This is a genomic window from Martinezella rhizogenes (assembly GCF_000799715.1).
Taxonomy (GTDB): domain Bacteria; phylum Pseudomonadota; class Alphaproteobacteria; order Rhizobiales; family Rhizobiaceae; genus Rhizobium; species Rhizobium rhizogenes_C.
Genome location: NZ_JUHG01000014.1, coordinates 415,220 through 434,405 on the forward strand (window position 1 = coordinate 415,220; position 19,186 = coordinate 434,405).

18 protein-coding genes and 1 tRNA gene are annotated in these 19,186 nt (G+C 61.3%); 13 read left to right on the forward strand and 6 right to left on the reverse strand.

Annotated features, from left to right (window positions below):
* Nucleotides 1–88 precede the first annotated feature (88 nt).
* Nucleotides 89–997 (reverse strand): glycine betaine ABC transporter substrate-binding protein OsmF, encoded by a 909-nt coding sequence (gene osmF / locus EX00_RS19525; protein ID WP_047461470.1) that lies wholly within the window; start codon nt 995–997, stop codon nt 89–91.
* A gap of 434 nt (nt 998–1,431) precedes the next feature.
* Between osmF and EX00_RS19530 the strand changes: the two genes are divergently transcribed.
* Entirely contained in the window at nt 1,432–2,622 is a 1,191-nt protein-coding gene (locus EX00_RS19530) for a LysR family transcriptional regulator (RefSeq protein ID WP_047461474.1), read from the forward strand.
* 174 nt (nt 2,623–2,796) lie between these two features.
* A complete protein-coding gene (locus tag EX00_RS19535) occupies nt 2,797–3,066 on the forward strand; it encodes a hypothetical protein (RefSeq protein WP_047461477.1) in 270 nt (89 codons plus the stop codon).
* A 91-nt stretch (nt 3,067–3,157) separates the two neighbouring features.
* Here the strand turns inward: EX00_RS19535 and EX00_RS19540 are convergent, their stop codons facing one another.
* On the reverse strand, nt 3,158–3,457 hold the full coding sequence (locus EX00_RS19540) for a putative quinol monooxygenase (protein WP_034520190.1): 300 nt from the start codon (nt 3,455–3,457) through the stop codon (nt 3,158–3,160).
* Between the two features lie 281 nt (nt 3,458–3,738).
* On the opposite strand from EX00_RS19540, the gene EX00_RS19550 reads away from it, so the two are divergent.
* Nucleotides 3,739–4,158, forward strand: a complete 420-nt coding sequence (locus tag EX00_RS19550) for a hypothetical protein (RefSeq protein ID WP_047461485.1) — start codon at nt 3,739–3,741, stop codon at nt 4,156–4,158.
* A gap of 167 nt (nt 4,159–4,325) precedes the next feature.
* Here EX00_RS19550 and EX00_RS19555 read toward each other — a convergent pair.
* Both EX00_RS19555 and EX00_RS19560 read right to left on the reverse strand, forming a co-directional pair.
* A tRNA-Thr gene (locus EX00_RS19555) sits at nt 4,326–4,401 on the reverse strand.
* A 137-nt stretch (nt 4,402–4,538) separates the two neighbouring features.
* The gene (locus EX00_RS19560) at nt 4,539–5,498 is read right to left on the reverse strand and encodes an NAD(P)H-dependent flavin oxidoreductase (RefSeq protein ID WP_047461487.1); all 960 of its coding nucleotides are present in this window, start codon (nt 5,496–5,498) and stop codon (nt 4,539–4,541) included.
* 328 nt (nt 5,499–5,826) lie between these two features.
* On the opposite strand from EX00_RS19560, the gene EX00_RS19565 reads away from it, so the two are divergent.
* Complete coding sequence (locus EX00_RS19565; protein WP_047461490.1) at nt 5,827–7,059, forward strand: hypothetical protein; 1,233 nt, start codon at nt 5,827–5,829, stop codon at nt 7,057–7,059.
* A 25-nt stretch (nt 7,060–7,084) separates the two neighbouring features.
* Here EX00_RS19565 and ppk2 read toward each other — a convergent pair whose 3' ends face one another.
* Complete coding sequence (gene ppk2, locus EX00_RS19570; RefSeq protein ID WP_047461493.1) at nt 7,085–7,966, reverse strand: polyphosphate kinase 2; 882 nt, start codon at nt 7,964–7,966, stop codon at nt 7,085–7,087.
* Between the two features lie 247 nt (nt 7,967–8,213).
* Between ppk2 and phoR the strand changes: the two genes are divergently transcribed.
* The 7 genes from phoR (at nt 8,214) to phoB (ending at nt 15,934) form a co-directional block, all read left to right on the forward strand.
* Nucleotides 8,214–9,470, forward strand: a complete 1,257-nt coding sequence (gene phoR / locus EX00_RS19575; protein ID WP_202903736.1) for a phosphate regulon sensor histidine kinase PhoR — start codon at nt 8,214–8,216, stop codon at nt 9,468–9,470.
* A gap of 186 nt (nt 9,471–9,656) precedes the next feature.
* Entirely contained in the window at nt 9,657–10,691 is a 1,035-nt protein-coding gene (locus EX00_RS19580) for a PstS family phosphate ABC transporter substrate-binding protein (RefSeq protein ID WP_047461495.1), read from the forward strand.
* Between the two features lie 119 nt (nt 10,692–10,810).
* Nucleotides 10,811–12,292 (forward strand): phosphate ABC transporter permease subunit PstC, encoded by a 1,482-nt coding sequence (pstC, locus tag EX00_RS19585; RefSeq protein ID WP_047461498.1) that lies wholly within the window; start codon nt 10,811–10,813, stop codon nt 12,290–12,292.
* On the forward strand, nt 12,289–13,623 hold the full coding sequence (gene pstA / locus EX00_RS19590) for a phosphate ABC transporter permease PstA (protein ID WP_047461501.1): 1,335 nt from the start codon (nt 12,289–12,291) through the stop codon (nt 13,621–13,623). The genes pstC and pstA overlap by 4 nt, the downstream gene beginning before the upstream one ends.
* 14 nt (nt 13,624–13,637) lie before the next feature.
* On the forward strand, nt 13,638–14,453 hold the full coding sequence (gene pstB, locus EX00_RS19595; RefSeq protein ID WP_047461503.1) for a phosphate ABC transporter ATP-binding protein PstB: 816 nt from the start codon (nt 13,638–13,640) through the stop codon (nt 14,451–14,453).
* Nucleotides 14,454–14,504: 51 nt separating this feature from the next.
* Nucleotides 14,505–15,218 (forward strand): phosphate signaling complex protein PhoU, encoded by a 714-nt coding sequence (gene phoU / locus EX00_RS19600; RefSeq protein WP_047461506.1) that lies wholly within the window; start codon nt 14,505–14,507, stop codon nt 15,216–15,218.
* 32 nt (nt 15,219–15,250) lie between these two features.
* On the forward strand, nt 15,251–15,934 hold the full coding sequence (phoB, locus tag EX00_RS19605) for a phosphate regulon transcriptional regulator PhoB (RefSeq protein WP_007695571.1): 684 nt from the start codon (nt 15,251–15,253) through the stop codon (nt 15,932–15,934).
* Nucleotides 15,935–16,022: 88 nt separating this feature from the next.
* Here the strand turns inward: phoB and EX00_RS19610 are convergent, their stop codons facing one another.
* On the reverse strand, nt 16,023–16,559 hold the full coding sequence (locus tag EX00_RS19610; protein WP_047461509.1) for a GcrA family cell cycle regulator: 537 nt from the start codon (nt 16,557–16,559) through the stop codon (nt 16,023–16,025).
* 427 nt (nt 16,560–16,986) lie between these two features.
* On the opposite strand from EX00_RS19610, the gene EX00_RS19615 reads away from it, so the two are divergent.
* Nucleotides 16,987–18,186: an aspartate aminotransferase family protein gene (locus tag EX00_RS19615; RefSeq protein ID WP_047461512.1), complete on the forward strand. Its 1,200-nt coding sequence runs from the start codon at nt 16,987–16,989 to the stop codon at nt 18,184–18,186.
* Between the two features lie 71 nt (nt 18,187–18,257).
* A complete protein-coding gene (gene argF, locus EX00_RS19620) occupies nt 18,258–19,175 on the forward strand; it encodes an ornithine carbamoyltransferase (RefSeq protein ID WP_047461515.1) in 918 nt (305 codons plus the stop codon).
* Nucleotides 19,176–19,186 lie beyond the last annotated feature (11 nt).

Here is a 19,186-nt window from a genome sequence, read left to right on the forward strand (position 1 = left end):
GCGGTTTTTGGACAAGATCATGCCCATCCAATATCCCTGCGGCTCCACTCTATCAAAGCGGAGCCGCCTGGGTAGTCTCCGTAAGCTCCTACTTCAGGAAGCCATTGTCCTTGAGGTAGGATTCGGCGACGGCCTTGGCCGGCTCGCCATCGACCTGGATACGGCCGTTGAGCTTGCGCAGCACGTCGGCGGTCAGGCCCTTGAAGATCGGGGCGAGAACCTCCTCTATCTTCGGATTGGCCTTCAACACGGCTTCGCGGACGATCGGGGTCGGCGCGTAGACCGGCTGCACGCTCTTGTCGTCTTCGAGAACCGTCAGTTCAGCCGCCTCGATCGCGCCGTCGGTGCCGTAGACCATGGCGGTGTTGACGCCGTTGGTCTGGTCGGCAGCCGCCTTGATCGTCGCCGCCGTGTCGCCGCCGGAGAGCACGATTTCCTGGTCGGGCTTCAGTTGGAAGCTGTAGGTTGTCTGGAAGGCTGGCAGTGCCGCCGGCGAGTTGACGAACTCTGAGGAAGCCGCAATCTTCGCGGGACCGCCGCCGGCAACCCACTTGCCGAAATCGGACATGGTCTTGAGCTTGGCCGGGCCGGCAACATCGTTGCGAACGGCAATCGCCCAGGTGTTGTTGGCGGGTGACGGCGTCAGCCAGACGATCTTGTTGGCGTCATAGTCGAGCTTCTTTGCCAGATCATAGCCCTGCTGCAGGTTCTTCCAGGCCGCATCGTCGGCCTTGTTGAAGAAGAAGCCGGCATTGCCGGTATATTCGGCATAGATGTCGATCTCGCCGGCGGTGATCGCCTTGCGCACGACCGGCGTGGTGCCGAGCGCGATGCGGTCCTGTGCCTTGATGCCATTGGCATTGAGCGCGGCCAGGATGATGTTGCCGAGCAGCGTGCCTTCCGTGTCGATCTTCGACGAGACCACGACGTCGGCGGCGCTGGCGCCGCTGGCAAGGAGTGCCGCGAGCGTGGCGGCGAGTGCGAGCTTCTTGAACATGATGTTTCCCTTTGTACCCCGTTGAATCATTATGTCGCGCATCCGCTCGGTCTCAGGGCCGGTCTCGGACACGCAATCTGTAGCCGCGGGCCGAAGAACCGCGGGCGAAGTCCTATCTGCGTTCGGGAAATAGCGCTCGCCGTCGAAAAATCGATGCTACGCCAGTCCTCCACCTGCAGTCGCGGCGCGATTATGACGAGGGTGCCCGGCATAAGCGCGAAAATTGATTTCTTTTTTCGGGGGTAAGCGCGTTTGTTTTTGTTCCCCTTACCCGTTTGACGCTGTTCCGATCTCCTTTTGATTGTGGGACCGGTTGGACGACTCGCCAACGATAGCCGCTACCCCATGGCTTTGGGATATCTTTTTTTAAGAACACATCATATCGTCGCGCCATCTTGGCCGGCCGCGTGGGCCGTTCTGAAAGGAGCGTGGGCTTGTATCTCGGGGCATTGTTCATCGCCGATACGGTCTTCTCGATCGGCTCGGTCCGGGAGACGGCCCGCCGACTGTCGCTGTCGGCCTCGACCGTATCTGGGGCGCTCAGGCGGCTGGAGACGGATCTGGCGATGAAGCTCGTCGAGCGCGCCTCCGGAGAGCTTGCCACCTTGCTCGCCAGCGCGAAGGTGAAGAAGGGGCTGCAGCCGATTCTCGCCGGCATGCGGGCGCTGTCAGCCCTGACGAAGGAGCCGCCGGCACCGGAGGACTATGCCCAATGGGCCGCCCGCCTGCCGTTGAAGATTGCCACCATCGAGCGTTTCCTCGAGGTCGCCGATCAGGGCAGCATCAATCGCGCCGCCCGCCGCCTGCGCCTCGGTCAGCCGCAGCTTTCGCTACAGATCGCCAATCTGGAGGATCTGTTCGGCTGCCGTCTGTTCGAGCGGCAGGCGCAGGGCTCGATGCTGACGGAGGCGGGCCGCGAGATCCATGCCATTCTCGCTGGCATTGCCGAGGCCTGGGACGAGATGAAGGCGACCTCGGACGAGCGGTTCCAGCGGGTGGCCCGCGCCGTGCGTATCGGCTCGATCATCCCGACCGGCTCGGAAAGCTGGGTGGCTCGCTCGCTTGCCAGCCTGGTGGCGCGCTGGAACAGCAGCGGCAATCGCAACATGCTGTCCTTGATGCTGATGACCGCTGACGACCTGCGCGAGGCGCTGAGATCCGGCCGTATCGATGTCGCCATCGTCGATTCCGTCTTCGGCCTCGACGCTTTCGATCACATGGAACTGCTGGCGACCGACATGGTGGCGATCGCGCCGCCCGATAGCAAAGAGCAGACAGTGGCGGCATTGGTGGACAATCATCCGCTCTGCGTGCCGAGCCCACGCACCGGCATCGGCAACGCGGCCATGGCCTTCGGCTATGACAGCGGCGACCGCCGTCGGTTTCGCGGCCGCGACATTACCTCGGCCGACTCGCTGCCCGTCATCGTCGACCTCGTCGCCAATCACGGCTACGTCTCATTTCTCGGCCGCGTCAGCGCCATGCCGATCGCCGACAAGGTCCGCATCGTCGATCCGGATGAGGTTCTGCCGCTGTCCTATTATCTCGCCCATAACGGCCGAAAAGCCTCGGTCGATGCCTGCCGGCTGATCCGGCAAGCGGTGCGGGAACTGGTGGCGGAATGAAGCCTGCCTCATGTTCTTTGAATGGCATCGCCATCCGGCTGACCTACCTGCGATCTGGAACCATGCCGTCTCCTCAAACGTTATTCTTTTGCCCGCGTGAATGCGGGAAATGATGCAATCCTCGGGCCGGCGCGGTGTCGCCGGTCTGGCGGATTGTGTTTAAGGAGACGTGTCATGAGGATTATCGCAACGGCGCTGCTGGCGCTGGGTATCCTCGCTCTGCCGGTGACCAATGCCGACGCGCATCGCCGCCATTATCATCACTGGCATCAGCGCCACGGCCCCAGCGTGATGATCGCGCCCGGCTTCTTCGGCGTCTATGTCGGCCCGAGCTACGGTCATCGCTATTATTACCGCGACCGCTATTGGCGCGGCGATGACTGGGAATACCGTCGTTGGCATCGCCACTATTGGCGCGATCGCTATTACGACCCGTGGGATTGATTGCGCGGGCGGATCGCCGGCGCAGCGAGCGGGAAGGATGATATGAAAAACGGCGCCGGAGGGCGCCGTTGAGGTGCGCTGAGATCGGCGATCAGGCCGGGTTCAGCACATGCACCGCGCGTGCGGCCATCAGGTCCTTCACCTTCTCCCCATAGGCGGCCATATGCGCTGCCGCTGCATGCGCCTTCAGCGCCGCCAGGCTTTCCCATTTTTCAACGACGACAAAGGTGTCCGGCCCAAAAGCCGGATCGGCACCCTCGACATCCACCACGGCGGTATACTCGATGCAGCCGTCTTCGGCATGCACCGCCGGAACATTCGCCTGAAAGGCTTCCAGCACTTCGGCACGCTTGCCGGGCTTGGCGGTGAGGATGGCGAGAACGTGGATCATGGTGTTTCCCTTGGATGAATTGGGTGATGCTGGCGTGAGGAATGCAAGGTGGGGCCGATTCAGCGGCGGGCTTGAGGAGTATCACAAATCGGCAAATGTGGAACGCTTGACTTCATTTTTGCAGAAACGCAATTTCCCATTCTGGCGCGAGGTGTGTGTCTGCCAATTATTTGAGAGGGAAGAAATGAGGCGTAAAATCTTACTCGGCGGGGTGCGCCAGTAAATTGACGTGCAAGATACCAATTCGTTTTTCAAACCAAATCTAAGTGGGGATTTTCATCATGAAATATACTGGGCAGATTGCGGCTGCTGTTGTTGCCGTCACTTCCTTGTCGAGCTGCGTTACTATGTCTCCCGATGGAGTAAAGCGATTCGAATTTAGCAAAATCGCCGTGAGTGGCGAGCGGACTCAACAAGGAACCGCTTGGCTGATTAAGCCTAATTGCACGATGGACAGTATGCCTAACATCCGTGCCCTTGAAGGTCCCAAGCATGGCAAGTTTGTAGTTGTCCATGAGGATCTGTTCCCCACTAGCGCCGCCGGTGATTACAGAAAGTGCAGAACGGTTAAGGTGCTCGGTGCGGTGGGATATTATACATCGGATAAAGGGTATATTGGCCAAGACAGGATGGTCGCACGTGTGTCCTATGCGAACGGCCGGGTTGAAGACACGGTGCTCACTATTAAAGTGGTCAAATAGGAGCGGTCTGATTGGCGGAGTACGAGGGTTCTCCGCCTAGGACACAAGACAGAGTTCGTATGTCTCAAGAGCATACCAGAGCGATTGAACCAGACGAGTTAGGCCTGGCAACGTCTCATGAAAAGCTATCAATCCGGTGAATTGGTGGAAGGTGCTATTGGAAAAAATGGTGCCGCTTGCAGGACTCGAACCTGCGACCCCATCATTACGAATGATGTGCTCTACCACCTGAGCTAAAGCGGCATTCAAGGGGCGTTCGGTTCGGCCCCGCGATTTGCATGGCGCTGATACAGTCAATGCGATCAGATTTCAAGCGTTCAAATCGCCAATTGGCAAAAAAGCGGCCGGCCCGTGAAAAGCCGGCCGCTTTTGTGATGGTATCAGAGCGCCAGCCGGGCGCGTGCCTGGCGGTATTCGGTCTCCAGCCGGTCGACGAGTGTTGCCACCGGTTCGACGGCCTTGACGGCGCCGATGCCCTGGCCGGAGCCCCAGATATCCTTCCAGGCCTTGGCGCCCGTGGTCGCCGTTTCGAAATCCATTTTCGAGGGATCGGCCTCGGGCAGATTGTCCGGGTCCATGCCGGCGGCGAGGATCGAGGGCTTGAGGTAGTTGCCGTGTATGCCGGTGAAGAAGTTGGAATAGACGATGTCAGCGGCGGCCCCTTCGACGATCGCCTGCTTGTAGGCGTCTGCCGCGCGTGCCTCCTGAGTGGCGATGAAGGGCGAGCCGATATAGGCCATGTCCGCGCCCATCGCCTGGGCCGCCAGGATCGCGCCGCCATTGGCGATGGCGCCGGCGAGTAGCAGCGGTCCGTCGAACCATTTGCGGATTTCCTGCACGAGCGCGAAGGGCGAGAGCTGGCCGGCATGGCCGCCGGCGCCCGTCGCCACGGCGATCAGCCCATCCGCGCCCTTACGGATCGCCGAATTGGCATGGCGGTTGTTGATGATGTCATGCAGCACGATGCCGCCATAGGAATGCACGGCTGCATTGACCTCCGGCACCGCGCCAAGCGAGGAGATGACGATCGGCACCTTGTATTTCACGCAGAGCATCAGGTCGTGCTCCAGCCGCTTGTTCGACGTATGGACGATCTGGTTGACCGCGAAAGGCGCGGATGGCCGCTCCGGATGGGCGGCGTCATGGGCAGCGAGATCCTCGGTGATCATGGCGAGCCACTCGTCGAGCTGGCTTTCCGGCCGGGCATTCAGTGCCGGAAACGCGCCGACGACGCCGGCCTTGCACTGCGCCAGGGTCAGCGCTGGATGCGAGATGATGAAGAGGGGTGAAGCCACGACCGGCAGCCGCAGGCGCTCGGTCAGGATTGCGGGAAGAGCCATGAACATCATCCATCTTTGACGTTTACGAAAACGTCAAACAGATAACAGATGTCTGTTTGGAGGGGAAGATGGGGCGAAGCGTGGCTTGCTTGTAGGCAATAACGGCCGCTCGTTTTCGCGATCGGAGCTTCCTCAAGCTGCCGACTGTCCCACCCCATTTGTGTCGTCTTTGCCGTTTATCCCCGCCGGAGTGTCCGCGGGTGATTTGCGGAGACTTGCACATTGTCAGGCGGGGCGTTACCGAATTTGGTTAGCCAATGGTAAAGAAAATGGTCATCTTGCCAGTAGAGTATGCGGGCGTATCGCGAGTGAGAGTAAAGGACCGGATGTGAGCGGACTAGAAACGGCTATCAGAAACGCCTTGGAGCGATCCGATCGCGCCAATCCGGAAATTCGGGCCCGTGTCTATCAGTCGGCGCGACAGGCACTGGAAGCCGGGCTTCGCAAGCAGGACATTACCGACATCACGATCGTCTCGGCCCAGCGCCAGCGCCTGGAAGAGACGATCCGGGCGATCGAGAGCGAGGAGCGCGCCCATCCGCCGCAGACGCCAGCAGCTGTCGAGCCGGAAGCATCCCACATCCCCTCAGTGACGTCGCCGCAGCAAGCCCAGCAGCAGCCGGTGCAGCAGGAGCCTGCGATGAGCGTGCGTGGCGAGACGCGCGACCACCATCCGGTTGCCGCACCGGCCCCCGTTGCCTCTGAACCCCGCGCGCCGGAAGGCGATTTCGGCGATATGCACGCCGGTCCGGCCGATCATCTCGGCGCCGACAGCGATGTGCGGCAGGCCACGTCCGCGCCGGTGGCGACACGGTCGATGAATTTCAAGCCGGAGCGCGCCGCCGTTCGCCGCAAGCCGCGCAAGTTCTTCTCGCGCCTGCTGGTCTTCTGCATCCTGCTCGCCTGCCTTGGCGTCGGCGCCTGGTGGGTCAAGACCTCGGGCGTGTTCATGACGGCGGCGCAGCGCGATACCAGCGTCCCCAACCCCCCGGCGCATGTCGATTCCCAGGATTTCGACGGCAGCGGCAGTGACGAGGACGCGTCCAGCGATGATGACAATAGCGGCCCCGTCAATCCGGGCCTGGCGGTCATCGATCCGCAGAACAGCTTCTCCGAGGAGTGGATCGAGATCCTGAAGCCGACCGACGCCGCGAAAGTCGTCAGCGGCGCGCAGGCCAAGGCCGAGAACGTCTCGGAAAACGAAGGTCCGGCGGTGCGGCTGACCTCCGCGAGCGACGGTCAGGACGGTAACGTCGCCGTCGAGGTGCCGGCCAGCGTGCTGCAGCAATTGGCCGGCAAGTCGTCGACCGTCGCGCTCACGCTGCAATCGACGTCGGACACGCCGACGCAGATTACGGTGGAATGCAATTTCGGCTCGCTCGGCACCTGCGGACGTCATCGCTTCAACGTCACCCGGCAGAAGACCGACGCCCTGTTCCAGGTTCGCTACGATCGGTCGCTGTCGCCCACGGCATCAGGCCGTCTGATTATCAACAGCGATCTTGACGGCAAGGGGCGCGGCGTCAACGTCTACGCAATCCGCGTTCTTCCCGGGCAATAAGGTCAGCACAAAAGGCGCAGATCCTTTATTTGAGGATCTGCGGGCCGGAGCCGAGGATCTTGCCGTCGATCTCGCCGATCGCCTTTAGGTCCTTGCCGTCATAGTCGAGCGTCAAGAGCAGATGGCGGATGAGGTTGAGGCGGGCGCGGCGCTTGTCGTTGGCGCGGATCACCGTCCAGGGCGCATAATCCGTATGCGTGTCCTTCAGCATGCGGTCGCGCTTTTCGCTGTAGTCTTTCCATTTCGTCAGAGCCGCGATGTCCATGGAGGAAAGCTTCCAGACCGCGCGCGGATCGTGACGCCGATCATGAAAGCGCTTGATCTGCATTTCTCGGCCGATATCGAGATAGAATTTGAAGAACAGGATGCCGTCCTGGACGATCAGCCTCTCCATTCGCGGTGCCTGCTTCAGGAATTGCTCGTATTGCTTCGGCGTACAGAAGCCCATGACCGGCTCGACGCCGGCGCGGTTGTACCAGGAGCGGTCGAAGAGGACGAACTCGCCGGCCGTCGGAAATTGCGCGACGTAGCGCTGGAAATACCATTGCCCCGCCTCGCGGTCGGTCGGCTTGGTCAGCGCCACGACACGCGCGAGACGAGGGTTCATATGCGCCGAGGTCGCCGCGATCGAGCCGCCCTTGCCGGCGGCGTCACGCCCCTCGAACAGCGCCATCACCCGCTTGCCGGTCGCCTGTAGCCAGAATTGCACCTTGATGAGCTCTATCTGCAGCTTTTCCAGCTCTTCCAGATAGTCTTCGTCCTTCAGCTTCTTCTTGTAGGGATAGCCGCCGGAGGCGAGCGCCTCGTCGTCGACCCAGGCCGGCAGGATGGGGTCATCGACATCGAAAATGCGCGTCTTGCCGTGGATGTCCAATTCCACCGCGCGGCTTTCCACTTCCTCTGCCATGCGCTCCGCTCCTCCGCGATTGGCGACATCTGAGCCATGTTTGCCGGTACGGCAAAAAAAGCCTCACGGGCAAGGTGGGGCATTTGTCCAGCATTTTCAAGCCATTTGCCGATACCCTACTTCGCCGGCTACATTTATTATCGTAAGCTGAAGGCTTCTGTGGATAGAGCCGTAAACTTCTGTCATGAATCCCCACTAAGACGAGGAGTCTTGGATTTCGCGATGGCAGACGAAGGGATGGGTGCGCTTGCAAGACGAATGGGCATTCATCAGGAAGCTGGGGGCACGGTTGCGGCAGGAGGCCGCCATCCTGATTCTGGCGACGCTGATCGCCGTCCTGGCGCTCATCGAGGGCATCAACACCGCCGTCGTCTTCTGGATCTGGATGGTTGCCGTGATCGTGGCGCTGACCCGTTCGCCCCTGGTCGAAAAGGTTGAACCACCATCGCCCGCCGTGCCAGCGCCGACCGATCCGGATGCTTTGCTGCGCACCGTCTCCGCCGGCCTTGCCGCGCTCGACATGCCGGCGCTGATCGTCGACCGCGAGGCATCCGTCGTGGCGCAGAACCCCGCCGCCGAAAAGGCGTTCGGCGCCTTTCCGCTCAATGCCCATATCTCCGCCAAGCTGCGCTCTCCCGGCGTGCTCGATATGATACGCGAGACGATCACCACCAACGCGCCGAACCAGATCGAACATTCCGAGCGGCTGCCATCCGAACGCGTCTATGTCGTCCGCATCGCGCCGATCGATCTTCGGGAAACCGCGGTCGAGCCGGGTACGCTCTTCGTGCTGTCCTTCCGCGATATTTCGGAGCTCCGTCATATCGACCGCATGCGCTCCGACTTCGTCGCCAATGCCAGTCATGAGCTGCGCACGCCGCTCGCCTCGCTTCGCGGTTTCATCGAGACCATCCAGGGGCCTGCCAAGGCGGATCCGAAGGCGCAGCAGCGCTTTCTTGGCATCATGTTCGATCAGACGACGCGCATGAGCCGGCTGGTCGATGATCTCCTGTCTCTGTCGCGGCTCGAGCTGAAATCGCATCTCGCGCCGGACCAGAAGGTCGATCTCGTGCCCTTGCTCGGCCATGTCCGCGATGCGCTCCTGCCGCTCGCCGGCGATCTTGACGTCACCATCAACCTGCATCTGCCGCCCGGCAAGGTGGAGGTGCTGGGCGATCGCGACGAGCTGGTGCAGGTCTTCGAAAACCTGATCGAGAACGCCTGCAAATACGGTCAGGAAGGTAAGATGGTCGAGGTTTCGCTCCTGAACGAGCCGGGCCAGGCCGTCGAGGTCATCGTCTCCGACAAGGGGCCTGGCATTCCGGCCGAACATGTGCCGCGCCTGACCGAACGCTTCTATCGCGTCAATGTCGAGGACAGCCGCTCGAAAAAAGGCACCGGTCTCGGGCTTGCCATCGTCAAGCATATTCTGACCCGTCACCGCGCGCGGCTGATCGTCAAGTCCGAAGTCGGAAAAGGAACGGACTTTACCGTCCGCTTCTGAAGGCCTCTGTGAACCGACAATTTTGAGCGCAGTATAACCCATGAATTTCAAGGGATTACACTGTCATAATTGTTTCACTCGCCTGACATAAAAGGGCGGTGCTTTGACAGCTAAAAAAGAGATGCTGAAACGGCGGACGTTCCGTTCGCCGTCGCGCTCTTCAAAGTCCGTCAGGGAGGATTCACCATGAATGCGTTGAAACTGTCTATCGTCGCGCTGGTTGCTTCGGTCGCCTTCGCCGGGGCCGCCACGGCCCGCGATCAGATTCAGATTTCCGGTTCCTCCACGGTATTTCCCTATGCCAAGATCGTCGCCGAGACTTTTGGCGAGACCTTTACGAACTACAAGACGCCGGTTGTCGAATCCGGCGGCTCCGGCGCCGGCCTGAAGGAATTCTGCAAGGGCGTTGGCCCTGAGACCATCGACATCGCCAATTCCTCGCGCCCGATCAAGGGCAGCGAACTCGACGCTTGCAAGGCGGCCGGCGTTGCCGATATCCAGCAGGTCAAGATCGGCTATGACGGCATCGTCTTCGCCTTCGACAAGAGCAATCCCGACATCAAATTCGTGCCCACCGACCTCTACAGGGCACTCGCCGCTAAAGTCGTCATCAATGGCAAGCTGGTCGCCAATCCCTATAAGAAATGGTCCGAGATCAATCCGGCCCTGCCGGATTTCGACATCTCCGCTTACATTCCGGGTGAAAAGCACGGCACGCGTGAGGTCTTCGAGGAGAAAGTGCTCGCTGCTGGCTGCAAGGATTCCGGCGCGCTCGACGTCATCAAGGCAGCAGTGCCGGATGCCGGCAAGCAGGCCGAGACGTGCATCGCGGTCCGCAAGGATGGTGTCGCGGTCGATATCGACGGCGATTATCCTGAGACGCTCGCGCGCATCAATGCCAACAAGCATGGCGTCGGCGTCTTTGGCCTCTATTTCTATCAGAACAATGCCGACAAGCTGAAGGTTGCGACCGTTGGTGGTATCGTGCCGTCGGGCCAGACCATCGCCGATGGCACCTATCCGGTGTCGCGGCCGCTGTTCTTCTACGTCAAGAAGGCGCATCTCGGCGTCATTCCGGGCCTGAAGGAATATGTCGACTTCTTCACCAGCGATCAGATGATCGGACCCGACAGCCCCTTGGCCGAATATGGTCTGGTGCCGGCGCCGGATGCCGAGCGCGACCAGATCCGCAAGGACGTCGCGGACGGGAAGATCATGTGATCGCATAAGGACTGCCCGCCGGCGCGGTCACCCGCGCCGGCGTTTACCGGGAAATAGGCCGGGAAATAGGCCGGGGAATGGGCCGGGGAATGGGCCAGGGAATGGGCCAGGGAATGGGAATGAGTGTGTCACTGCTGCTGCTGTGCCTGTCGATCATCGGCGCCTCCGCCTTCGTGCTGGGGCGGACGAAAGCGGCTGCGCTGTCGGGCGGCAGATCCTCGGCTATGCATTCGCGGCTCGGTTATCACGGTGCCTATGCCGCCATCTGGGCAATCTTGCCGGCGCTGGCGCTGATTTGCGCCTGGCTCGTCATCAGCCCGCAGCTGATCGACAATTTCGTGGTCAAATCCTTTCCCGATGACGTGAAAACCTTGCCGAAAGCCGAGCTCGACCTCAGCTACGGCATGGTGCGCAGCATCGCCCACGGCATGCGCCTGCTCGATAATCAGGAACTTGCCACGGTCGCCGGCGGATCGGCCGATCTCCAGCTGATGCTGGCGCAGAAGGGTATACCGCTCGCGGTCCGGCCGACGGGCTATATGATCGACGCCGCCAATAAGTATAACGACATGCGCCATGTGAGCCGTGTCGTCATGTCGGTCGCGGCTATCATTCTGTCCATCCTCTGCGCCCTTTACGGTCTGCGCGCCATCGCGCCGCGTTTTCGCGCCCGCAATCGGGTGGAGCAGGTCATTCTTGGCGGCCTGATCGTCGCCTCGTCGATCGCCGTTCTGACGACGCTCGGCATCGCAGCCTCGATGCTGTCTGAGGCGGCCCGCTTCTTCAACATGGTTCCCGCCGCCGAATTCTTCTTCGGCACCGTCTGGGACCCGCGTTTCACTGGCGCCGGCACGCAAACGTCAGGCACGTTCGGCTTCATTCCGCTCCTGGCCGGCACGCTCTACATTAGCCTTGTCGCCATGTTGGTCGCGGTTCCCGTCGGATTGTTCGCCGCCATCTACATGGCCGAATATGCCTCGGCTCGCGTGCGCTCCCTCGCCAAGCCGATGCTTGAAGTGCTGGCCGGTATTCCGACCATCGTCTACGGCTTCTTCGCGCTCGTGACCGTCGGGCCTTTCCTGCGTGACCTTTCCGCCGAGATCAACGGCCTGCTGACAGGCAATTACGCAAGCTTCATCGAGGCGCAGAGTGTCCTGACCGCCGGCTTCGTCATGGGTGTCATGCTGATCCCTTATGTGTCCTCGCTCTCCGACGACATCATCATGGCGGTGCCGCGCTCGCTGCGCGACGGCTCGCTCGGCCTCGGTGCGACGCGATCGGAAACGGTCAAGCGCGTCCTGCTCCCGGCAGCACTTCCGGGCATTGTCGGCGCGCTGCTGATGGCCGCTTCCCGCGCGCTCGGCGAGACGATGATCGTCGTGCTCGCCGCCGGCGTCGCCGCCCGCATGCAGTTCAACCCCTTCGAGCCGATGACGACGGTCACCGTGAAGATCGTCAACCAGTTGACTGGCGACCTCGAATTCACCTCGCCGCAGACATTGGTCGCATTCGCACTCGGCATCACGCTCTTCTGCCTGACGCTCTGCCTCAACGTCTATGCGCTCTACATCGTCCGACGCTACAGGGAGCAATACGAATGAGCGATGTCGTATCTTCCGTAAAGCCACCGATCCCGCGCGGACTGACGTCGGGCGCACCGGCGCGGCGCGATATCGGCATCAAGCGCCGTTATGCCGCCGAGCGCCGGTTCCGTGCCTATGGCATCGCCGCCGTTATCTTCGGCCTTGTCTTCCTCGTCGCCCTGGTCTCGTCAGTGGTGCGTCATGGCTATACCGCCTTCGTGCAGACCTCGATCACGCTGCCGATCGAATTCACCGAGCAGGTGATCGATCCCGCCCGCAAGCGCGCCAGTGATCCGAAGGTGCTGATCGCGGCCAATTATCCGGTTCTTGTCCGCGATGCGCTGGCAAAGGCGCTCGGCATCGATCCCGCCAATCGCGCGCTTGTTCGCGAGGCGACGGCGATGGTGTCGGACAATGCGCGGATCGTGCTGCGCGACAAGGTCATGGCCGATCCCTCCATCATCGGGAAAACGGTGAGGATCACCTTTCTCGCCGACGCCAATATTGATTCCGCTAACAAGGGGCAGATTGACCTGACGGCGAATGAGGCGGACCGCAAGGTCTCCGACCGGCAGCTTGGCTGGATGAAGCAGCTTGCCGCCAGCGGCGCGCTCCACAAGGCATTCAACAGCGGCCTGTTCCTGTCGGGCAATTCCAGCCGTCCGGAAGCAGCCGGCCTTGGCGTCGCGCTGATCGGCTCGCTCTATCTGATGCTGACCGTGCTGGTGCTGGCATTGCCGGTCGGCGTCGCCGCCTCGATCTATCTCGAGGAATTCGCGCCGAAGAACCGGCTGACGGATCTGATCGAGGTCAATATCAACAATCTCGCCGCCGTGCCGTCGATCGTCTACGGCCTGCTCGGCCTTTCGGTGTTCATCAATGTCATGGGCCTGCCACGTTCGGCCTCGCTGGTCGGTGGGCTGGTGCTCAGCCTGATGACGCTGCCGATGATCATCATCGCCACGCGCTCGGCGCTGCGCGCCGTGCCGCCGTCGATCCGCAGCGCAGCACTTGGCCTTGGCGCCTCGCGGATGCAGGTGGTGTTCCACCATGTCCTGCCGCTCGCCATGCCAGGCATTCTGACCGGCACGATCCTTGGGCTGGCGCATGCGCTGGGCGAAACCGCGCCGCTGCTCTTGATCGGCATGGTCGCCTTCGTCGCCAATTATCCGACGTCGCCGCTCGATCCGGCGACCGCACTGCCGGTGCAGATCTACATGTGGGCCAGCGAAGCCGAGCGCGCCTTTGTCGAGCGAACCTCCGGGGCCATTATCGTCCTGCTCTTCTTCCTTGTTGCGATGAACATCGGGGCCATCCTGCTGCGTCGTCGCTTCGAGCGGCGCTGGTAGAGGGAGAAGACGGAATGAACATGATGACGGAAGCCGCAAGCGAGAAGGCGCTGGCCAGGAAGATGATGACGATCCCCTACAAGATGATCGGCCAGGACGTCTCGGTCTATTACGGCGACAAGCGCGCGCTGTTCGGCGTCGACCTGAACATCCGCGCCAATACGGTCACCGCGCTGATCGGCCCTTCCGGCTGCGGCAAGTCCACCTTCCTGCGTTGCCTCAACCGTATGAACGACACGATCGACACCTGCCGCGTCACCGGCAAGATCACGCTCGACGATCAGGATGTCTATGACACCGCCATCGATGTGGTGGAACTGCGCGCCCGCGTCGGCATGGTGTTCCAGAAGCCCAATCCCTTCCCGAAATCGATCTACGAGAACGTGGCCTATGGCCCGCGTATCCATGGGCTGCATCGCTCCAAGGCCGATCTCGACCATATCGTCGAAACCAGCCTGCAGAAGGCCGGCCTCTGGGGTGAGGTGAAGGATCGGCTGCAGGAAGCCGGCACCAGCCTGTCTGGCGGCCAGCAGCAGCGTCTCTGCATCGCCCGCGCCGTTGCCGTCAGTCCGGAAGTCATACTCATGGACGAGCCGTGCTCGGCGCTCGATCCCATCGCCACGGCCAAGGTCGAGGAACTGATTCACGATATCAGGGAAAACTTCACGATCGTCATCGTGACGCATTCCATGCAGCAGGCCGCCCGCGTCTCGCAACGCACCGCAATGTTTCACCTCGGCCATTTGGTCGAGGAGAACGATACCGATAAGATGTTCACCAATCCCGACGATTTCCGCACGCAGGATTACATCATGGGCCGTTTTGGTTGATGATATCCCGCGCGCGGCTCCCTTCACACGTTTCACACTGAGGATAGCAAAATGGTCTCCACTCACATTCTCTCTGCCTATGACGAAGACCTGAAGTTCCTGACGCGCCGCATTGCCGAAATGGGCGGTTTGGCGGAGCAGATGGTCAGCGACAGCGTTCGCGCATTGGTCCAAAGCGACACTGCTCTTGCGCAAAAGGTCATCTCCGACGACGTCGTCCTCGACCACGCCGAACGCGAAGTCGGCGACAAGGCGATCGTTACCATCGCTCGTCGTCAGCCGATGGCCGCCGACCTGCGCGAGATCATGGGGTCGATCCGCATTGCTTCCGATCTGGAGCGTGTCGGCGACCTCGGCAAGAACACCGCCAAGCGTGTCATCGCCGTGCAGGGCACAGGCGTTCCGCGGAAGCTTGCCCGCGGCATCGAACATCTCTCCGAACTGGCGCTTAGCCAGCTCAAGGAAGTGCTCGACGTCTACACGACCCGTTCGCCCGACAAGGCCGTGTCGATCCGCGAGCGCGACGAGGAAATCGACGCGATGTACACCTCGCTCTTCCGCGAGATGCTGACCTACATGATGGAAGATCCGCGCAACATCACCACCTGCACGCATCTTCTCTTCTGCGCCAAGAACATCGAGCGCATCGGCGACCATGCCACCAACATCGCCGAGACGATCTATTACATGGCGACCGGCAGCCAGCCCGAAGGCGAGCGCCCGAAAGATGATACCGCCAACACCGTCGGTGCGGTGACGGAATAACGAAGACGCCAAGAGAAGGAGACCAGAGACACATGGTTCCGAGAGTTGCTGTTGTAGAAGACGAGGAAGCGCTCAGCGTTCTGCTGCGCTATAATCTCGAGGCGGAAGGCTTCGAGGTCGACACGATCCTGAGAGGCGATGAAGCCGAGCTTCGCCTCCAGGAACGCATCCCCGATCTTCTGATCCTCGATTGGATGCTCCCCGGCGTGTCCGGTATCGAACTCTGCCGCCGGCTGCGTATGCGGCCGGAGACGGAGCGCTTGCCGATCATCATGCTCACCGCCCGCGGCGAGGAAAGCGAGCGCGTGCGCGGCCTTTCCACCGGCGCGGACGATTATGTCGTCAAGCCGTTCTCGACGCCGGAGCTGATGGCTCGCGTCAAGGCGATGCTGCGCCGCGCCCGTCCGGAGGTTCTCTCCACGGTGTTGCGCTGTGGCGATATCGAATTGGACCGCGAGACCCATCGCGTTCACCGCAAGAGCCGCGAAGTGCGGTTGGGGCCGACGGAATTCCGCCTGCTGGAATTCCTGATGGCTTCGCCGAGCCGCGTCTTCTCGCGGTCGCAACTCCTCGACGGTGTCTGGGGACATGACATCTATGTCGACGAACGCACCGTCGACGTCCATGTCGGACGCCTGCGCAAGGCGCTAAACTTCTCCAATATGCAGGATGTCATCCGCACCGTTCGCGGCGCGGGTTATTCCATGGAAGCCTGAGCGGGAAACCGGTCAGTCATCCAACATAGCGGCGGAAACAGAAAACGGGCCTTTCGGCCCGTTTCTTTTGTCTCAGCTATCGGGCATTTCAGCCGCGCGGTTGAGCCGCCGGCCGGCGCCGTTCATGCACCGGCTGATAGGCCAGACGCTGATGGTAGCCACAATATGGCGATGCATCCGGGCTGTCATTGCCGCAGAAGTGGAAATCATCCTTCAGCGGATCGCCGACCGGCCACTTGCAGGTGCGCTCGGTGAGCTCCGTCAGGCCGAGGCGGCGTGAAATCGGAACGACCACATTGGCGGCCGGACGATATTCGATCTGGTTGACCGTATCGATCTCGACCTCTTCCTTGAGCATCGTCGCGCCCTGCTGACGGGTAACCGTGCGGGTCGTGACGCGCGAGGCGTAATTCGGTGCGCGCGGCGCCGAAGTGTTGCGCTTCTGCGCTCGGGCGGCTGTCGCCGTGCCACCGGCCTTCGCTCGGCCCGGCAGGCTCAAGCGATGCACCTTGCCGATAACAGCGTTACGGCTGACACCACCGAGCTGCGCCGCGATCTGGCTCGCGCTCAAACCCTCGGACCACAGCTTCTTCAGCTTTTCGACGCGTTCGTCTGTCCAATTCATGCCCTGTCTCCGCTGTCGCGTTTCCGATGGCAGAATCCTTCACCATTGCCTCAGATGGGGTCGAGGCCCGAAACGCTTGAAAATTGTGGTGACTAGTTCCGCCGCATGCAGTCTAGTAATTAGGTTTCAACCTAGTGTGAGGCTGACTCCGTGACAAGAGTCGCATGAATCCTGGGGAATCGATTTCGGGGTTTTCCCCAACTTGCTTGTCTAAGCGTGGCATTTTTGCAATATTAGCAATTGAAGACATACCTCTCGCCGAGAGGCGCTCTGCCGCGCCTGCGAAATTGCCTGTTTTGTTGACATTGCGGTGCAAAACATCAATAGTGCCCCAGCCGCCGCAAGGCGGCATTTTTGATTTTTCCGGGCCCGTTTCACTTGAAGGAAACGATTGGCCCTAAAGGTTGTGATCGAGGAGATACGGGCCATGGCTGAAACCGCGCCGCTTTACGACACCTATATGCGTGCCCCGCTGCGGTTTGAGCGAGGAGAGGGCGTATGGCTGTTCACGGAGACCGGCGAGCGTTATCTCGATTTCGCCGCCGGCGTTGCGGTGAATTCGCTTGGCCATGCGCATCCCCATCTGGTTGCGGAGCTGAAGGCACAGGCCGACAAGGTCTGGCACCTGTCGAACCTCTATGAGGTGCCGGGCCAGGAGAAGCTGTCGAAGCGCCTGACGGAAGCCACCTTCGCCGACAAGGTGTTCTTCACCAATTCCGGCGCCGAGGCACTGGAATGCGCGATCAAGACGGCGCGGCGCTACCAGTTCTCCAAGGGTCATCCCGAGAAATTCCATATCATTACCTTCGAAGGCGCCTTCCACGGCCGCACGATCGCGACGATCGCCGCCGGCGGCCAGGAGAAATATCTCGAAGGTTTCGGTCCCAAGGCGCCCGGCTTCGATCAGGTGCCTTTCGGCGATCTCGACGCCGTGCGCGCCGTGATTACCGATGCGACGGCCGCCATCCTCATCGAACCCGTGCAGGGTGAGGGCGGTATCCGCCCGGCGACCAATGAATTTATGCGCGGCTTGCGCCAGATTTGCGACGAGCACGGCCTGCTTCTGATCCTCGACGAGGTCCAGTGCGGCGTTGGCCGTACCGGCAAGCTCTTCGCCCATGAATGGGCCGGCATCCGGCCTGATATCATGGCAGTGGCCAAGGGCATCGGCGGCGGCTTTCCGCTCGGCGCCTGCCTTGCGACGGCGGAAGCCGCTTCGGGCATGAAGGCTGGCACGCATGGGTCGACCTATGGCGGCAATCCGCTCGCCATGGCAGTCGGCAATGCCGTGCTCGATATCGTGCTGGCAGACGGCTTCCTCGAACATGTGCGCGACATCACCCTGGTGTTCCGTCAGGGCCTCGCCTCGCTTCAGGATCGTTTCCCCGATATCATTGAGGATATTCGTGGCGAGGGCCTGATGATGGGCATCAAGGCCGCTATTCCGCAGGCGGAGCTGCTGCAGGCGATCCGCGCGGAGCATATGCTGGGCGTGCCGGCTGGCGACAACGTTATCCGTTTGCTGCCGCCACTGGTGGTGACCGCAGAGGAAGCGCGCGAAGGCATTGCCCGCATCGAACGCGCTGCAGAATCCGTGCGCGCTGCTCGCGTCAAAAAGTCGGCTTAAATCCAGCGCCCGCTGTCGGGGCGTTTTTGCCCCACGCGGGCGTTGTTGTTTTCTAGAGTACAGGTAGGAACATGGCTTCTCCGAAACACTTTCTCGATCTCTCGGCCGTCGCGGCTGCCGATCTGCGCAGCATCATCGACGATGCCATCGTGCGAAAGCGGGCGCTGAAGGCCGGGACGGCCGACAAGCCGCTTGCCGGCAAGATGCTGGCGATGATTTTCGAGAAGCCGTCCACCCGCACCCGCGTTTCTTTTGACGTCGGCATGCGCCAGCTCGGCGGCGAGACGCTGTTCCTGTCGGGCACCGAAATGCAGCTCGGCCGCGCCGAGACGATCGGCGATACCGCGAAGGTGCTGTCGCGCTATGTCGACGCGATCATGATCCGCACGACCGAGCATTCGCGCTTGCTGGAGCTGGCCGAACACGCGACCGTGCCGGTCATCAACGCGCTCACCGACGACACGCATCCCTGCCAGATCATGGCCGACATCATGACCTTCGAGGAGCATCGCGGCCCGATCAAGGGCAAGACCATCGCCTGGACCGGCGACGGCAACAACGTGCTCCATTCGCTGATCGAGGGGGCCGCACGCTTCGACTATCGCATGAACATGGCCGTACCCCTTGGTTCCGAGCCAAAGGATCACTATTTGAACTGGGCCCGCAACGAGGGCGCCGAAATCATGCTCTCGCATGATGCCGACCGTGCGGTCGCTGGCGTCGATTGCGTGGTAACCGATACCTGGGTTTCCATGAATCAGGAACACCGGGCCCGCGGTCACAACGTCTTCCAGCCCTATCAGGTCAACGCGGCTTTGATGGCACAGGCCGGCAAGGACGCCTTGTTCATGCATTGCCTGCCCGCGCATCGTGGGGAGGAAGTGACGGACGACGTGATCGATGGTCCGCAATCCGTTGTTTTCGATGAGGCGGAAAACCGCCTTCATGCGCAAAAGTCGATTCTTGCTTGGTGCCTGGGCGCAATCTGAGGATATAGAAC